This is a genomic window from Desulfacinum hydrothermale DSM 13146 (assembly GCF_900176285.1).
GTDB classification, from domain to species: domain Bacteria; phylum Desulfobacterota; class Syntrophobacteria; order Syntrophobacterales; family DSM-9756; genus Desulfacinum; species Desulfacinum hydrothermale.
The window spans coordinates 133,303-149,821 of the sequence record NZ_FWXF01000004.1 but is presented as its reverse complement, the minus strand read 5'-3'; the positions used below and the strand labels follow the sequence as shown (position 1 = coordinate 149,821).

Here is a 16,519-nt window from a genome sequence, read left to right as displayed (position 1 = left end):
GGAGCCACCTGGGCGTTCTCTGTCAGCCTCCTGGAGACCCGCCCGATCCATTACAGGGCGTCCGCCTCTTCATCACGGAGCAGTCGCACCAGGGCCTTGAGCAGATCGGGCAAGCCCCGGCGTGTCAGGGCGCTCACGGCCACCACCGGGTGCCCGGTCGTCCGGTAAGCGGCCAGCAGGTCTTCCCGGCGGGCCTCTTCCGTCACCAGATCCATCTTGTTGAGCGCCACGATGCGGTCCTTTTCCCCCAGCGTGTCCGAATAGCTTTCCAGCTCCCTTTCGATGGCCCGATACGGCGCCAGCGGATCGGTCGGACTCAGGGCCGACGCATCCACCAGGTGGACCAGCACCTTGGTGCGTTCGATGTGCTTGAGAAAGCGGATGCCCAGGCCTGCCCCTTCATGGGCCCCCTCGATCAGGCCGGGGATGTCGGCCATCACGAAGGGCGGCGCATCACCGTAGTGCACCACCCCCAGGTTAGGGATCAGCGTGGTGAAGGGGTAGTCGGCGATCTTGGGTCGAGCGGCGGAAACGGCGGCGATGAGGGTCGACTTTCCGGCATTGGGAAGCCCCACCAGGCCCACGTCGGCCAGAAGTTTCAGTTCCAGTTGCATCTCCCGGGTTTCGCCCTCTTCGCCCTCTTCCGCATAGCGGGGCGCCTGGCGGGTGGAGGTCACAAAGCGCGCGTTGCCCCGTCCGCCCCGTCCGCCCCGGGCCGCCACCCAGCGCATGCCCGGTCGGTTCAGGTCGGCCAGCACCTCCCCCGTTTCCACATCCTTAGCAAGCGTGCCCACGGGGACGTGGAGCACCAGGTCCTTGCCGCCGCGGCCGTGCTTGGCCTTTCCCTGGCCGTGCCGGCCCCGTTCGGCCCGGTAGAGGCGCCGGTAGCGGAAATCGAGCAGCGTCTGCTTCCGTTCGGTGGCCTCCAGGATCACATCGCCCCCCTTGCCACCGTCGCCGCCGTCGGGACCTCCCCGCGGCACGTACTTTTCCCGCCGAAAGCTCACGCAGCCGTTGCCGCCGCGGCCCCCTTCCACCTGAATCTTGGCTTCGTCGATGAAACGCATGGTTTTCCCAAATAGCAACGGGGGAGTGGACCTCCCCCGTTGCAAAAGACTTTCCGTGATTTTTCCGAACCTGCGACCGGCTTACTGGGCCTGGGTCGGTATGGGATAGACGCTGATCTGCTTGCGGGTCTTGTCTTTGTGTTCGAAGGCCACCACACCGTCGATCAGGGCAAACAAGGTGTAGTCTTTGCCCATGCCCACGTTCCGGCCGGGGTGAAACTTGGTGCCCAGCTGGCGCACCAGGATGTTTCCGGCACGAACGAATTCGCCGCCGTACTTCTTGACGCCCCGTCTCTGTCCTGCACTGTCGCGACCGTTTCGAGAACTGCCGCCTGCCTTTTTATGTGCCATGCCATGCCCTCCCCCTCAGGTCTTCACCGGAACCTGAGGCCTTCTTTTCCAAAAGTGGTTCAGCTCTGAGCCGCCCGGTCCTCGATGCCCTCGATCCGGACCGCCGTGTAGTATTGGCGATGCCCCTGCTTCTTGTGGTAGTCCTTGCGCCGCTTGTACTTGAAGATGACGACTTTCTTGTGTCGGGCCTGTTCCACGATGCGGCCTCGAACCACCTTGTCTTCCAGCACAGGCCGCCCCACCTGGACCTGCTCCCCATCAGCCACCAGGAGCACCTGATCCAGAAGGATTTCGTCGCCGGGTTCCCCGGCCAGCTTTTCCAATTTGAGTACAGCGCCCGGTTCGGCCTTGTACTGTTTGCCACCTGATTCAACGATTGCGTACATGGATGTCATCCTCCGCCCTGTTTTATGTCTTCCGGCCCGCCGGCCCGACGTTCCACAAAAAAAGCGGCCTCGGGCCGCCCGGGGTGTGTGCGTCGAGAAGTCCTCTCACACGCGAGCATAAACCCCCTGTTTGGCGATCATCTCCTGAAATTCCTTGAGCTTCTCGCAGCTTTCCAGGCACTTGTTCTTGTCCTGGTCCACCTTGTCACAGTCCAGACATGGGCTCCGCAGTCGCATAGCTCGGCCTCCTCCAGAAGTGACGTAACACTGCTTTATAAAGGGGGGCCGGAAGCCGTGTCAAGGCCTTAGTGGAAAGCCTTTCCAGCGAAGGTGTTCCAAGACGGGGAGGAAGGGCCGGACGCCTCGGCCCCATCCGCCCAGGGGAGGTCTCCAAATCGGCTTTTCTCAAGGAGACACGCGGTTGGCGCGGGCTTATCAGGGCAAGGCGCCTCTCCTCGGAGGCGGTCCCACAATGGCCTTCGGCCTTTTGGGAGGCGGGTTTGGAACCCGGCCCCTACGGCTGAAACGCCAGGCCGGCAGCGCGGGCACACCGGTTAATAAGGGAGCCACCCGGGCGTTCTCAGACGGCCTCCTCGTGCATCGGGCCCATGCTTTCTGCACCCCGAACGTCATTTCCCCTTCACAAAGCCTCGCCCTTGGCCTAAAGAGCAAAGGACGATTGGACCTAGTGGGACAGGGCAAACCATTACCCGCCAAACGGCATGCCAAGGGGGACCGCCATGCTCAGCGAGCACATGGAAAACCACGTCTTTTATCGCAATCTTCGAAAGACCTACCCGGTGGTGGATCGAGGAGAAGGCATCCATATCTGGGACAAGGACGGCAACCGTTACATTGATGGGTCCGGCGGCGCCTGCGTGGTGAGCCTGGGCCACGGCGTGCCCGAGATTCTGGAGGCCATGAAGGAGCAGGCCGCCCGCATCTCGTTCGCTCACGGGAGCCATTTTACCAGCGAGGCGGCCCGTGAATGCGCCGATCGGTTGGTGCGGCTGGCACCGGACCCGTCCTTGAGCCGCGTCTATTTCCTTTCCGGCGGCTCCGAAGCGGTGGAAACGGCGGTGAAGGTGGTCCGCCAGTACTGGCGGGAAGTGGGAAGGCCCGACAAATACAAGGTGATCAGCCGTTGGGTGAGCTTCCATGGAAACACCATGGGCGCCGTGGCCCTGGGCGGCCACACGGCCCGGCGCCGCCACTATCATCCCCATTTCCTCCACACTCCCCATATCGAACCCGCCTACTGCTACCGCTGTCCCTTCGGCCGGGAGCCCCAAACCTGCTCCCTGGAATGCGCCGAGCAGCTGGAGCGCACCATCAAATACGAAGGCCCGGACGCCGTGGCGGCCTTCATCGCCGAACCGGTGGTGGGCGCCACGGCGGGAGCCCTGGTTCCCCGGGACGGCTACTGGCAGCGCATTCGGGAAATCTGCGACACCTACGAGGTAAAGCTCATCGCCGACGAAGTCATGACCGGGGTGGGCCGCACGGGCCGCAATTTCTGTCTGGATCACTGGAGCGTGGTACCTGACGTGATTGTTTCCGCCAAAGGCCTCAGTTCCGGCTACACGCCCCTGGGCGCCGTGATCGTCAAGGAGGAGATCCACGACGCCATCCGGAGCGGCTCCGGTGCCTTCGTCCATGGACACACCTACAGTCAGAACCCGCTTTCGGTGGCCGTAGGCGCCGCGGTCCTTCGCTACCTGGAAGAAAAGGACCTGATTGCGCGATGCGCAACAATGGGCGAGGTGTTCCTGGAAAAACTTCGCGGGCTCCTGGAGCGCCCCATGGTGGGGGATGTGCGGGGGCTGGGTTTGTTCGCCGGCGTGGAGCTGGTCCAGAACAAGGAGACCAAGGCCCCCTTCGCTCCTTCTGGCAAGATCAGTGCCCGGGTGGCCCAGGAGGCCTTCCGAAGAGGCCTCATCACCTACCCCGGATCCGGCGGAGCGGACGGCATCAACGGAGATCACATTCTGTTGGCCCCGCCCTTCATCATCACGGAAGAAGAGTTGGACGAAATCGTGCGCATCCTGGGTGAAGCCATCCAGGCGGTGGAAAAGGAAGTGGGGATGTGAGCCACGGGCCGCAAAGGCACTCAGAGCTTGTCCGAGAACGCCTCGGTTGCTCCCTTCTTGTGCGGGCGGAAGGTTGGGACTACCCGGCGGGGCCGTCCTGCCGGCCTGGCCTTTAACACTACGGCGGGTTCCGAACCCGCCCCTAATGCTTAAAAAACATCACATGGCACAGTGGGATGGCATTTGTCAGAAAGGGCAAAGAGGCCGAGAGGCCATTGTCAGACAGCCTCCTCACCGTTTGTTCCTACCCGCCTACCCATGGGGGGCGGCCCGCCGGGTCGCCCCCACGGAAGGGGTGGACAGGAAGTCAGAGCGCTCTCCAGAGGAAAAAGGGTGCAGGGCCCCTTTACGCGCGGTGGTATTGGAAACCCGGCAGGGCCAGGCGGTCTTCGAGCTTTCCCAGCCCCCAGGACGCCACACTCACCAGGGCCAGGTAGATGATGCCCACCACGGTGAAGACTTCCGTGTACTTGAAGGTGGCCGAGGCAATGATCTTGCCCTCCCCGGTCAGCTCGATGCAGGTGACCATGTAGGCCAGGCTGGAATATTTGATGAGATAGATGATCTCATTGCCGCACCCGGGCAGAGCCCGACGCACCGCCTGCGGCAGGATCACGTGCAAGATGGTCTGGAGCCGGGTCATGCCGATGGCCTGGGCGGCTTGAACCTGCCCCTTCTTGATGGAAAGCAACGCGCCTCGGATGTATTCCGAATGATAGGCCCCGCTGCACAGGGAAAAACCCAGCACCGAGGCCATGTAGGGGCTGAGGTAGACACCCAGGCGCGGCAGGCCGAAGTACCAGATGTAGAGCTGCACAAGAAGCGGAAAGCCCCGAAAAAGGGCTACGTACACATGGGCGGACCAGCGCAGGGCCCGGACCCCGTAGACACGGCACGATCCCGCCAGCACCCCCAGAAAAAACCCCAGCACGGCCGACGGCACGATGAGACCCAGGCTCATCCATAGACCGCGCAGAAGCGAGGGCATCAGCTCATTAAAGATGAATCCCGCCTCCCCTGTCATCCGTGCCCACCCAGTTCCGTGATCTTGGCACAAAACTCCCGCGTCCTTTGGCACTGGGCATCGTCCAGGATCTGGTCCGGAGGTCCCTGTTCGATGATGACGCCGTTTTCCATGAAGATGATTTCCTGGGCCAGGGCGCGGGCGAAACCGATCTGGTGCGTGGCCATGATCATGGTCATGCCGGCGGCTCCCAGCTCCCGGATCACCGCATGGACCTCGCCGATGAGTTCCGGGTCCAAGGCCGACGTGGGTTCGTCCAGCAACATCACCTTGGGATCCAGGGCCAGGGCACGGGCGATGGATACCCGCTGCTTCTGACCACCGGAAAGCTCAGCCGGGTATTGGTGGGCGTGCCGGGCCAGGCCCACACGTTCCAACTCCGCCAGGGCCCGTTCCCGCGCCATGGACCGCTTCATCTTCTTGACGCGCACCAGGCCGATCTCCACGTTCCCCAGGGCCGTCAGGTGGTCAAAAAGGTTGAAGTCCTGGAAGATCATGCCCACCTGCTGCCGATACCGGCACAGGGCCTTCCGATCGGACGGGTCCACGGGCTGCCCTTCCAGGGAGATCCGCCCGCCATCGGGCACCACCAGGAAATTGATGCACTGGAGCAGCGTGCTCTTTCCCGCCCCCGAAGGGCCGATGAGGACCTTGATCTGCCCCCGGTGGATGGAAAGGTCCACACCGCATAGAATTTCCTTGCTTCCGAACGATTTTCGGATCCCGTCCAGTGTCAGGACGGGCTCCGAGGGGCTCGCCTTCGCCATGTTCACGAATAACCTCGCAGCTTCACCCTTCTATGGAGGGCGTCCAGCGCCCGGGTGCCGAGAAAGGTGAGGATCATGAAGATGAAACCGGCACACAGGTAGAGCACCAGGTGCTGGTAGGTGCGGGACGCCACATGGTGGGCCCGGGCCATCAGTTCCGCCACGCCCAGGGCGTAGGTCACGGCCGAATCCTTAAGCAGGACGGAATACTCGTTGGACCAACCGGGAACGGCCAGCCGAAAGGCCTGAGGCAAAATGATGTGCCGGATCGCCTGGACATCGCTCATGCCGATGGCTCGGGCCGCCTTCATCTGCCCTTCGGGGATGGACAGAATGGCCCCGCGAAGGATCTGGGACTGGTAGGCCGAACTGATGGAACCCAGCACAATGATGGCCACGACAAAGGCCGAAAGGTCCAGGTGGAGAAAAGGGAAGAGACCGAAGTAGAAGAGAAAGAGGAGGACCAGCAGGGGGATTCCCCGGAAGAACCACACGTAGATGCCGATGAGCCGCTTCAGGGGCTTCGGCCCATAGACCTGGCCCACCGCCAGGGGAAGGCCCACCAACAACCCCAAGGACAGAGACCCCAGCACCACCACCAGCGTCACCCAAACGCCCTGGAGCAGGTACGGAAGGCTTTGCTGGAGTACGCCGAGGGGTGTGTTCATGAAAAACGCCTTGCCACAACATAGGACAGGGGCGCCCCAACCCGGGCGCCCCCTTTATCATGGTGAACCGAAGTTCCTCGCCTGGAACCGGTCTACTCCACGCCGTACTTTTCCTTCAGTTCCTTCCAATAGGGGGTTGCCATGAGGCGCTTGAGGCCCTCGTTGAGCAGGTTCAGCAATTCCGTATCCCCCTTTCTCACCGCGTAGGCCGTGATGTCGTCCGGCTGGCCGTAAGATCCCAGAACCTTCAACGGGAGCCCCTTCTCCATGGCCTCCTGGGCGGACGTGAGGGAGACCGCCGCCGTGTCCAGGCGGCCGTTGACGATGTCTTCCATGGCCAGGGGAGCGGAATCGTAATGGCGAAGCTCAAACTCTTTGCCCTTCTTGAGCAGGTTGTCCTCGATCCACTTGGCCTCCGAGGTGCCGCGCTGTACGCCCATCTTGCGCCCGGACGCCATGGCTTCTTCCACGGTCAGGTTGGAGTCCTTGCGCGCCACCAGCACCATGACCGTCTTGTGATAGGGGATGGTGAAATCCACCTTCTTCTGGCGTTCGGGCGTGACGCTCATACCCGAGGCGATGAAATCGATCTTTTTGGCCTGAAGCGAGGGAATGATGGCGGCCCAGTCCGTGGGCTGGTGGCGCACCTTGAAGCCCATTTCCTTGGCGATCCATTCCACCGCCTTGATGTCCAGACCGTCCGGTTTTCCGGTGGCATCGATGAAGGTGAAAGGCGGATAATTGGCATCGATGCCGTTGATATAGACCTTCTCTTCCGCCAGGACCGACCCGGCACCCAGCAACGGCAAAGCCAGGAGACTCAGGACCAACGCCATAACGGCCACGCGTCTTTTCATGGATGGGCTCCTTTGCAAATAAGGTTCTCTTGAGCAAACTCCAGGGGCGCCTTCTGATAACAAAAGACCTGACCCGGATCAAGGAAAATGGGGAGCCCGGCCCTTGCGCCGCCCGCCGCTTTTTGGTAAGTGGTTGGAGAAACTGCGCCACACGGGACGACACTGCCTGCCGCCAACGGATCGTCCGGGTTCCCACAGGTCTTCACAAGCGTCACCCGGCGCGGCCATGAGTCCCGATTCCCATACCGTCGACACCCACTCTTTGAAAGGAGGCCATGACAGGGCGGAAAACATCCGCGCAGGATGTTCAGGGCGTATGGTAGGAAGGATCGGCAACCTAGACAAAAGAAGGAGGTTGGACATGCGACGACTTTTTCTCTTGGCGACCATCGTGATGTGTGCGAGCGCCCTCATCATGGGCGGCCTCGTGGTTCCGGCCCAGGCCAAGACCACATTCGTCACCATCGGAACGGGCGGCATCACGGGCGTCTACTATCCCACGGGCGGCGCCATCTGTCGGATCGTCAACAAGAAGCGGGATGAGTACGGCATCCGCTGTACGGTGGAATCCACGGGCGGCTCCGTGTTCAATATCAACGCCGTCCTGGCCGGGGACCTGGAATTCGGCATCTGCCAGTCCGACCGCCAATACCAGGCCATCAACGGCCTGGCCGAATGGAAGGACAAGGGCCCCCAGAAGGACCTGCGTGCCATTTTCAGTATCCACCCGGAATCCATCACCCTGGTGGCTGCTGAAGACGCGGGCATCAAGTCCATCAAGGATTTGAAGGGCAAGCGGGTCAACATCGGCAATCCCGGATCGGGACAGCGCCAAAATTCCATCGACGCCCTCACCGCCTTCGGCATCAACTGGGAAAAGGACATCCATGCCGAACAGGTGAAGGCGGCGGAAGCCCCGGGCCTGTTGCAGGACGGTCGGATCGATGCCTTCTTCTACACCGTGGGACACCCCAGCGGCGCCATCAAGGAAGCCACGGCGGGGCGGCGTAAGGTGCGCATCGTTCCCATTGAAGGCCCCGAACTACAAGCCCTGCTCAACAAGTACCCTTATTATGCTAAAGCGACGATCCCCATCAAGTTTTACCCCCGCGCCACCAACAAGGAAGACGTGCCCACCTTCGGTGTGAAGGCCACGTTCGTCACGTCCGCCAAGGTGCCCGAAAAGGTGGTCTACGCCATCGTCAAGGAGGTCTTCGACAACCTGGAGGCCTTCAAGAAGCTGCACCCGGCCTACTCGGTGCTCACCAAGGAAAACATGCTGGAAGGCTTGAGCGCTCCGTTCCATCCCGGCGCGTTGAAGTACTACAAGGAAGTGGGCCTCATGAAGTAGTGGCGTGAGCCGGGAGGTGGCGGGGCCACCCGCCACCTCTTTTTTTTCTTCCCAGTCGATTAGATAGCCTGCAAACTCAGAATTTTTCGACGAGCTCGAGGAGCGTGAAGGACCTCCCATGGCACATCCCGTGGACAAGGATCAAGGACTGGACGTTGCCAAGAAACTGGCCCAGGAAGAAGCGGGCATCGGCCGGATGCCCAAGACAGGTCTTTCCAGGTGGGCCGTCCCCGTGGTGGGCGTGTGCTGGTCCCTGTTTCAGCTTTCCATCGCCAGCTGGCTCATCCTGGACACCTGGTTCGTTCGGGCCATCCACCTGGCTTTCGGCCTGCTCATCGTCTATTTGAGCTTTCCCATGTTCAAAAAGCCCCGTTTGGGGATCCGGGCGTTGAGCGCCAAAGACCGCATCCCCCTCATCGACTGGGTTCTGGGGATCGTGGCGGCCCTGGCGGCCCTTTACGTCATCATCGACTACCAGGGAATCACCCAGCGTTACGGCGCGCCGATCCCACGCGACATCGTGGTCGGCTTCACCCTGTTCATCCTTCTTCTGGAAGCCTCCAGGCGCGTCATCGGCCCGGCCCTTTCGCTCATCGCCGTGGTTTTCACCGTCTATGCCTTCTTCGGCCCGTACATGCCCGATGTGATCGCCTTCAAGGGAGTATCGCTCAATCGGTTCGTGGGCCAGATGACCATGTCCACCGAGGGCATCTACGGCATTCCCCTGGACGTTTCGGCCACCATCGTCTTCCTCTTCGTTCTGTTCGGGGCCATGCTGGAAAAGGCGGGAGCGGGCAGTTTCTTCATCCAGATGGCCTTGAGTCTGCTCGGGGGCTTCAAGGGGGGACCGGCCAAGGCGGCCGTGCTGGCAAGCGGCCTCACAGGCCTTGTATCCGGATCCAGCATCGCCAACATCGTCACCACCGGCACCTTCACCATCCCGCTCATGAAACGGGTGGGCTATCCGGCGCGCAAGGCGGCGGCCATCGAAGTGGCGGCCAGCACGGACGGCCAGCTGGCGCCGCCCATCATGGGGGCGGCCGCCTTCATCATCGCCGAATACGTGAACGTTCCCTACATCGACGTGGTGAAGGCGGCGGCCATCCCGGCCTTCGCCTCCTACGCCGCGCTGCTTTACATCACGCACATCGAGGCGTCCAAGCTGGGCCTGCGCGGACTGCCCCGGAACGAACTGCCACCCTTTTTCCGAACCTTTGTGAGCGGACTGCACTACATCATCCCCCTGGTCATGCTCCTCTATGAACTGGTCGTGCTGCGCCATTCCCCGGAGGCATCCGCCTTCAACGCCATTTGGGTCATCGCCCTGGTCATGCTGCTTCAGCATCCGGTCAAGGCCTATCTGGCCAAGGAACCTCTGGGCCCCGCCTTCAAGCAAGGCCTTGCGGACATCTTTTCGTCCCTGGCCGCCGGTGCCCGTAACATGGTGAGCGTGGCCATGGCCACGGCCGCCGCTGGAATCATCGTGGGCGTGGTGGCCATGGGCCTGGGCGGACTCATCAACCAGATCGTGGACCAGCTCTCCGGCGGCAACATCTATCTGCTGCTCATCATCACGGCCTTCGCCAGCCTTATCATCGGCATGGGGCTTCCCACCACGGCCACCTACATCGTCATGGCGTCGCTCACGGCGCCGGCCATCGTCACCGTGGGAGGCTATTACGGCTTCGAAGTGCCGCTCATGGCCGCTCATCTTTTCTGCTTTTTCTTCGGCATCCTGGCCGACGACACCCCACCCGTGGGCCTGGCCGCCTATGCAGCGGCCGCCATCGCCCGATCGGAACCCATCCCCACCGGCATTCAAGGCTTCATGTACGATATCCGAACGGCGATTTTGCCGTTCATGTTCATCTTCAACCACGACCTGATCCTCCACGGAATCAATAGCTGGACCCAGGGCCTGCTCATCTTCGCCATGGCCTGCCTGGGCAATTTCGCCTTTGCCTCCGCCACCCAGGGCTGGTTCATCACCAGGAACCGGTTCTACGAGGTGCCCCTGTTGCTGGGCGTCACGGTCATCATGATGCGCCCGGACGCCGTGGCCGGCTGGGTGGGGGTTCCCATGGACCAGCGCTATTGGATGTATGCGGCGGGCCTTGTTCTGTTCGCTGGGATCTATTTCCTGCAAAGGCTCCGTGTAGGTGAGCAAGCACCGGCAGCGGTGTGACCTGCCGCCGCTCCCCACCGACCAAACCGAAAGGGGGCGTCCCATGGCAAGGAACCCTTTGAGAGCCAGCTGGATCCTGGTGCTCATGCTCTTCTTCGTGGGAGCAGCCGCACCCATTGGAGCGCAAGGGCGTTTCATCGACAACGGGGATGGCACCGTGACCGACACCCAGCTCCAGCTCATGTGGGCCAAAACCGACAACCAAGGGGACGTGACGTGGAAGGAGGCCCAACGCTGGTGCCGTACCGGACCGCCACACCTGATCGGTCGCTACGACAACTGGCGCATGCCCACCCTGGAGGAGCTCCGATCCCTCTACGTGGCGGACCCGGCCTACCCAGGGTATGAAACCCCATGCGGTCAGCAGGTGCGCATCACCCCGGAAATCGAACTGAGCTGCGGATGGCTCTGGTCCGGTGAACAGCGCAGCATCTCGGCTCGCGTCTTCAATTTCAGCCGCGGCTATGAGTACACGGATCGGATGGTGCACCGGAGGCACTACCGAGCTCTTCCGGTGCGCAATCTGAACGGCCAGTGAATGAGACGGAAAAAGGTGGAGTGCGCCCATGCGTGAGATCCGAAAGATCCTTGCCGCCATCTGCTTTTCGGAACATTGCGCCCACACGCTGCAAATGGCCTCCGATTTGGCCAAGCCGTTCGGTGCCAAGCTGATCATCGCCAATGTCATCAACGTGCGGGACGTGGAGGCGGTCACCTCCATCGAATCGATGGGCTACAACGTCCATGCGGACAACTACATCGAAGGAATCGAGGAGGAACGGATCGCCGAGCTCGAAAAGCTCCTGAGCCCCCTGGACTTGCCGCGACAGCAGATCAAGACCATCTTCCGCGTGGGCTATCCGGTGGAGGAGCTGCTGAAGGTGATCCGCGAAGAGGATGTGGACCTGGTGGTGATTGGCACCAAGGGACGGACCAACCTGCCCCACGTCCTGGTGGGCTCGGTGGCGGAAAAGATCTTCCGCCACTGTCCGGTCACGGTGGTGTCGTGCCGGGATAGGCACCGCACGCCCTCGGGGCGGGACAGGTAAGACGGAGAAGGTCCACGGAGCAGTGGGTGGCAGAACGCCCCACGGCCAACGCCTGACCCTTCACGATTTTTCGATGGACGGACGACGGTTATGGAAAAGCTCATCATCACCGTGGCTCTCACGGGCAACGTACCCACCAAGGAGATGAACCCGCACGTGCCCATCACGGCGGAAGAGATCGCGCAAGACGTGCGCCGGTGCGCCGATGCAGGGGCCGTGCTCTTCCATGTGCATGCCCGGGACGCCAACGGCCGGCCCACCCTGGACATCGAGCGGTTCAAAGAGAATGTGCGGCGCATCAAGGAAGTGGCGCCGGAGGTGATCATCCAGCTTTCCACGGGAGCCCGAGCGGGAAAGGACTGGGAAGCCCGGGCCAACCCGGTGCGGCTGCTTCCGGAAATGGCCTCCTTCACCACGGGATCCAACAACCTGCCGGGCATCGTCTATGAAAACTCCCCGCAATTCATCCAATTCTTGGCGCAGGTCTTCAAGGAAACGGGCGTGAAGCCGGAAATCGAAGTGTTCGAAACGGGCATGATCAACAACGCCCTCTACCTTCAGAAAAAGGGCCTCATCCAGGGGCCCCTGCACTTCGACTTCGTCTTGGGAGCTCCCGGATCCATGCCCGGATCCGTAAAGAACCTGCTCTTTTTGTCCGAAAGCATCCCGTCGGGATCCACCTGGTCGGTGGCAGGGATCGCCAAGGCGGAAATCCCTCTGGCCACCACCGCCATCGTGCTGGGGGGCCATGTGCGGGTGGGCCTGGAAGACAACCTGACCCTGCCCGACGGCTCTCCGGCCACCAACCCCAAGCTGGTGGAAAAGGTGGTCCGGATCGCCCGGGAAGTGGGCCGGGAGATCGCCGGCCCCGATGAGGCGCGCCGGATTCTCAACCTGGATCCGGCCCAAAAAGACCGCATCCTGAGCCGGATCGACTGAAGCCCATGTCCTTCTGGAGCCGGCGTCAGCAGATGGGTTGGGCCGCCGCCCTTCTGGGTGGAAGCGTTCTGCTGTCCCGGTTCATGGGGTTGGCCCGCGATAAGGTCATCTCCTACTTCTTCGGGGCCAGCCTGGAATCGGACGTCTATTTTGCCGCCTTTGTCATTCCGGACTTCATCAACTATCTGCTGGCGGGCGGTTACTTTTCCATCACCTTGATTCCTCTTCTGGCGGAAAAATTCAGCCGCGATGAAGAGGACGCGTGGCGTTTCTTTTCCTCGGTGCTTGTGTGGGTGGCCGCGGCCATTACCAGCGTGACCGCCGCCGCCATGGTGTGGGCGCCGGAACTTTCCCGCTGGGCCGCGCCCGGCCTGGAAGGACCGGCTCTGGAACGACTGGCCCTCTTTCTTCGCATCATCCTGCCGGCTCAGGTCTTCTTTCTTCTGGGCGCCTGTTTCAGCGCCGTGTGCTATCTCCGAAAACAGTTTCACGTTCCCGCCCTGAGTCCCCTCATCTACAACGGGGCCATCATCGTGGGCGGCATCTGGATGCGCCGCTCGGGCATGGAAGGCTTTTGCTGGGGCGTTCTGGCGGGGGCCTTTCTGGGAAACTTCTTGCTGCCCTGCCTGGCCGTCCGATTTGGCGGGGGCCTGCGGCTGCACTGGACGCCTCGGCACCCCTCCCTCAAGCGCTTCTTCCTGCTGGCCCTGCCGCTCATGGTGGGCCAGTCGGTGGTGGTTCTGGACGAACAGTTCATCCGCATCTTCGGGTCCATGGCGGAAACGGGCGCCATCAGCTGGCTCAACTACGCGCGCCGGATCATGTTCGTTCCCGTGGGCGTGGTGGCGCAGGCCGCGGGCGTGGCGTCCTATCCCTTTCTGGCCGATCTCTTCGCCCGGGGAGACCGGGACCGCTTTTTCCAGACCCTCAACAGCGCCCTTCGCAACACCCTGGTGGTGCTGGTCCCCGTGTCCGCCTGGATGATGCTGGCGGCCGGGCCCACCATCACGCTCATCTTCCAACAAGGCCGGTTTTCGGCGGCGGACACGGCTCAGACCGCCTGGGCGCTTCGGGTCTTTCTGGCGGTGGTCTTCTGCTGGGGATTTCAGCAAATCCTGGGACGGGGCTACTACGCCAGGCAGGATACGGTGACGCCCGCCGTGGTGGGCACCCTGGCCACGGCCGCCGCTGTGCCGCTCTACCTGATGGGATCGAGACTGTGGGGCGCCAAGGGCGTGGCACTGGCCAGCGCGGCGTCCCTGGTTGCCTACACGACCCTCTTGTCCGCCTGGTGGCGGATTCGACTGGGCCCGGACGCCTTCCGCGGACTGGCTCGAAGTGGCCTGCGCGTGGGGCTCGTGACCGCGGCGGCCTTGATTCCCGCGGCCCTTGGACATTACGCCCCCATGGGGTGGCACGTTCCCAACCCGTATCTTGGGGCCCTCGTGCAACTGGGGCTTTCGGGCCTTCTCTTTTCCGCCGCCTTCCTGATCCTGGCCCGACGCACCCTGCCCGACCTGCTGGATCCTTTCCTCCGAAAGCTCCAAAGAAAAAGGTAAGGGGACCAAGCGAAAGGAGCGGACCGACGCGCCGGCAAATCGTCACGTGCCGTGCTGCTCAAAAGCCCGCTGGAAACCGCCAAGGGCGAACCGCAGACGCCCTGCCCACAGCCGCCCCGGGTTCCTCACGACTTTACGCTTTTCGCCTCACGACTTCGTCTCACGCCACGCCGTGCCGTCCCATACACCCACCACGGTTCCCGACTCCGACGGGTCGTAGCCGCCCAGGGCCCGCACCCTTTCCAGGAACCGCTCGGAACCGATCACGTCCAGCAGAAACTCCAGTTTGGGATCGGTCCAGCAGGCTTCCGGGATGACCAGATCATAGCATTCCTGGCAGATGGGAATGAAATCGAGCCCCAGGGCCGCGGCGGCGGCAAAGATGGCCATGCCGCAATCGGCCGTACCGCTCAGCACATTCACGGCCACCGCCATGTGAGTGTATTCTTCCCAGTCGTAGCCCTGGATGCCTTCCGGGCTCCGGCCCGCCCGTTCCAGCTCGTAGTCCAGAAGAATCCGGGTCCCCGATCCGGCCTGGCGGTTCACAAAGCGCACATCCTCGCGGAAAAGGTCCTCGATTCCCCGGATCTTTTTGGGATTGCCGGGTGCCGTCAAAAGGCCCTGCTGCCGTCGGACCAGGCGCACCAACCGCACGGGCGTTCCCGCCAGGTACCGTTCCACGTACCGGCGATTGTAGTCCCCCGTTTCGGGATCCAGCAGGTGGGCTCCAGCGAAATGGGCCTGACCCCGCCGGACGGCCAAAAGCCCCCCCAGGCTCCCCACGTTGCTGGACGACAGGTGGAGGCGCGCATCCAGGCGTTTCAATTCGCTGGCCAGCACGTCCACCGTGTTGTCGTGGCTTCCGATCATGATGAGGGTCTTTTCCAGGGCGTCTTCCGATCGCAGAAGCCGCACGCGGATGGGTTCGCCCTCGTTGATGCCTTCCACCTCCTGGGGAATGCGCAGCAGCCCGTCGGCTCGGGTGAGTGAGGTGATCACGCCGGCGCCGCGCTGGAGCGGCATGGCCACCAACCGCCCCTGGACCCGGCCCAGGATGACCCGAACGAACTCCTCCAAGCCCAGCTTGGACGGCATCTTACGGCCCAGCACCGCCTCCACCGTAGGATCGCTGGGTTCCGCCAGGCCCTGCATCCAGTGGAGCAGCGGGCGAAGGAACTGCTCAAAAGCCATGATGGCCGACACCGGATAGCCCGGAAGACCGATGAAGGGTTTGGATTCCACCCGGCCCAACAGCACGGGCTTTCCCGGCATCATGGCCACCCCATGGACCAAGAGGGTTCCCAGCTCCTTCAGGATGGACACCGTGTAGTCCTCGGAGCCGGCTGAAGATCCCGCGTTGAGCACGATCACGTCCGCCGGCGAGACGGCGGCTCGGCGCACGGCGTCCAGCAGGCTTTCGTAGTCGTCCGCCACCACGTCCTGGAGCAGGGGAACACCGCCGTTTTCCCGCACCAGGGAAGCGATCACCGTTCCGTTGAACTCCACGATCTGGCCGGGCTTGGCCTGGGCGGCCCGGCGGGCCGGCACCAGTTCGGTTCCGGTGGGCTGGATCCACACCCGGGGCTGGGCGAAAACGGGCACCTGAGACACCCCGGCGGCCAGCATGGCCCCCAGATCCGCCGGACGCAGCCGGTGCTGCTGGGGCAAAAGCAGCTCGCCGGCCACAATGTCTTCGCCCACCTTGCGCACATGCTGCCAGGGAAAGGCCGCCTGGCGGATTTCGATGGCCGTCCCGTCCACCTCCTGCGCATGCTCGATCATGATGACCGCATCGGTGCCTTCCGGCATGGGATCGCCCGTATCCACGGGCACGGCCTGCCGACCCAGCTCCAAGCGAAGGGGCCGCACGTCACTGGCCCCGAAGGTATGGGAAGCCTTCACGGCATAGCCGTCCATGGCGGCTCCGTGGTAGTGGGGAACCGAAAGGCGAGCCGTCACAGGCCGGGCCGACACCCGTCCCAAGGCCTGCTCGGTGGCAATCTGTTCCACGGCCGTTCGATATCCGCCCATGGCCTCCTGCCAGACGGCCCGGGCCTCTTCCAGTGTCTTCATGTGCAGGTAGATCGTTCGTTTGAACCGCCCCATGGGGTGCTCCCGTTGTTCATGATCCCCAATTCGTGATCCGTCATCTGTCATCCGTGGTGGGTGAGGCGCGGGGGCAGCCTGGAAAGGCCCGGGGCAGGGCCATCCTCCAGCACCCGCCCC

The 16,519-nt window shown here is 62.8% G+C and carries 16 protein-coding genes; 7 read left to right on the top strand and 9 right to left on the bottom strand.

Annotation, left to right across the window (positions count from 1 at the left end; genetic code table 11):
- Positions 1-50 precede the first annotated feature (50 nt).
- From obgE to B9A12_RS17775, 4 genes are all read right to left on the bottom strand, one after another.
- The gene (gene obgE, locus B9A12_RS05535) at positions 51-1,067 is read right to left on the bottom strand and encodes a GTPase ObgE (RefSeq protein ID WP_084056881.1); all 1,017 of its coding nucleotides are present in this window, start codon (positions 1,065-1,067) and stop codon (positions 51-53) included.
- A gap of 81 nt (positions 1,068-1,148) precedes the next feature.
- On the bottom strand, positions 1,149-1,418 hold the full coding sequence (rpmA, locus tag B9A12_RS05530; protein WP_073038060.1) for a 50S ribosomal protein L27: 270 nt from the start codon (positions 1,416-1,418) through the stop codon (positions 1,149-1,151).
- A 59-nt stretch (positions 1,419-1,477) separates the two neighbouring features.
- On the bottom strand, positions 1,478-1,804 hold the full coding sequence (rplU, locus tag B9A12_RS05525) for a 50S ribosomal protein L21 (protein WP_084056880.1): 327 nt from the start codon (positions 1,802-1,804) through the stop codon (positions 1,478-1,480).
- A gap of 105 nt (positions 1,805-1,909) precedes the next feature.
- Positions 1,910-2,041: a hypothetical protein gene (locus B9A12_RS17775; RefSeq protein WP_281247900.1), complete on the bottom strand. Its 132-nt coding sequence runs from the start codon at positions 2,039-2,041 to the stop codon at positions 1,910-1,912.
- A 503-nt stretch (positions 2,042-2,544) separates the two neighbouring features.
- Between B9A12_RS17775 and B9A12_RS05520 the strand changes: the two genes are divergently transcribed.
- On the top strand, positions 2,545-3,894 hold the full coding sequence (locus B9A12_RS05520) for an aspartate aminotransferase family protein (RefSeq protein WP_212636831.1): 1,350 nt from the start codon (positions 2,545-2,547) through the stop codon (positions 3,892-3,894).
- A 346-nt stretch (positions 3,895-4,240) separates the two neighbouring features.
- Here the strand turns inward: B9A12_RS05520 and B9A12_RS05515 are convergent, their stop codons facing one another.
- The 4 genes from B9A12_RS05515 to B9A12_RS05500 form a co-directional block, all read right to left on the bottom strand.
- Positions 4,241-4,918, bottom strand: coding sequence for an amino acid ABC transporter permease (locus tag B9A12_RS05515; protein ID WP_084056878.1), 678 nt, complete (start codon positions 4,916-4,918; stop codon positions 4,241-4,243).
- Positions 4,915-5,685: an amino acid ABC transporter ATP-binding protein gene (locus B9A12_RS05510; RefSeq protein WP_084056877.1), complete on the bottom strand. Its 771-nt coding sequence runs from the start codon at positions 5,683-5,685 to the stop codon at positions 4,915-4,917. The genes B9A12_RS05515 and B9A12_RS05510 overlap by 4 nt, the downstream gene beginning before the upstream one ends.
- 2 nt (positions 5,686-5,687) lie before the next feature.
- Positions 5,688-6,353, bottom strand: coding sequence for an amino acid ABC transporter permease (locus B9A12_RS05505; RefSeq protein ID WP_084056876.1), 666 nt, complete (start codon positions 6,351-6,353; stop codon positions 5,688-5,690).
- Positions 6,354-6,445: 92 nt separating this feature from the next.
- On the bottom strand, positions 6,446-7,210 hold the full coding sequence (locus tag B9A12_RS05500) for an ABC transporter substrate-binding protein (RefSeq protein WP_084056875.1): 765 nt from the start codon (positions 7,208-7,210) through the stop codon (positions 6,446-6,448).
- A gap of 361 nt (positions 7,211-7,571) precedes the next feature.
- Here B9A12_RS05500 and B9A12_RS05495 point away from each other — a divergent pair, with 361 nt between their 5' ends.
- The 6 genes from B9A12_RS05495 (at position 7,572) to murJ (ending at position 14,293) form a co-directional block, all read left to right on the top strand.
- The gene (locus B9A12_RS05495; protein ID WP_084056874.1) at positions 7,572-8,561 is read left to right on the top strand and encodes a TAXI family TRAP transporter solute-binding subunit; all 990 of its coding nucleotides are present in this window, start codon (positions 7,572-7,574) and stop codon (positions 8,559-8,561) included.
- Positions 8,562-8,679: 118 nt separating this feature from the next.
- Positions 8,680-10,746 carry a TRAP transporter permease gene (locus B9A12_RS05490; RefSeq protein WP_084056873.1) on the top strand — a complete coding sequence of 689 codons (2,067 nt, stop codon included), beginning with the start codon at positions 8,680-8,682 and terminating at the stop codon, positions 10,744-10,746.
- 43 nt (positions 10,747-10,789) lie between these two features.
- Positions 10,790-11,284 carry an Lcl domain-containing protein gene (locus B9A12_RS05485; protein WP_084056872.1) on the top strand — a complete coding sequence of 165 codons (495 nt, stop codon included), beginning with the start codon at positions 10,790-10,792 and terminating at the stop codon, positions 11,282-11,284.
- A gap of 28 nt (positions 11,285-11,312) precedes the next feature.
- Positions 11,313-11,795, top strand: coding sequence for a universal stress protein (locus tag B9A12_RS05480; RefSeq protein ID WP_084056871.1), 483 nt, complete (start codon positions 11,313-11,315; stop codon positions 11,793-11,795).
- A gap of 90 nt (positions 11,796-11,885) precedes the next feature.
- Positions 11,886-12,734, top strand: coding sequence for a beta-keto acid cleavage family enzyme (locus B9A12_RS05475; RefSeq protein WP_084056870.1), 849 nt, complete (start codon positions 11,886-11,888; stop codon positions 12,732-12,734).
- Positions 12,735-12,739: 5 nt separating this feature from the next.
- Complete coding sequence (gene murJ, locus B9A12_RS05470; RefSeq protein ID WP_084056869.1) at positions 12,740-14,293, top strand: murein biosynthesis integral membrane protein MurJ; 1,554 nt, start codon at positions 12,740-12,742, stop codon at positions 14,291-14,293.
- Positions 14,294-14,440: 147 nt separating this feature from the next.
- Here the strand turns inward: murJ and B9A12_RS05465 are convergent, their stop codons facing one another.
- The gene (locus B9A12_RS05465) at positions 14,441-16,399 is read right to left on the bottom strand and encodes a molybdopterin biosynthesis protein (protein ID WP_084056868.1); all 1,959 of its coding nucleotides are present in this window, start codon (positions 16,397-16,399) and stop codon (positions 14,441-14,443) included.
- Positions 16,400-16,519 lie beyond the last annotated feature (120 nt).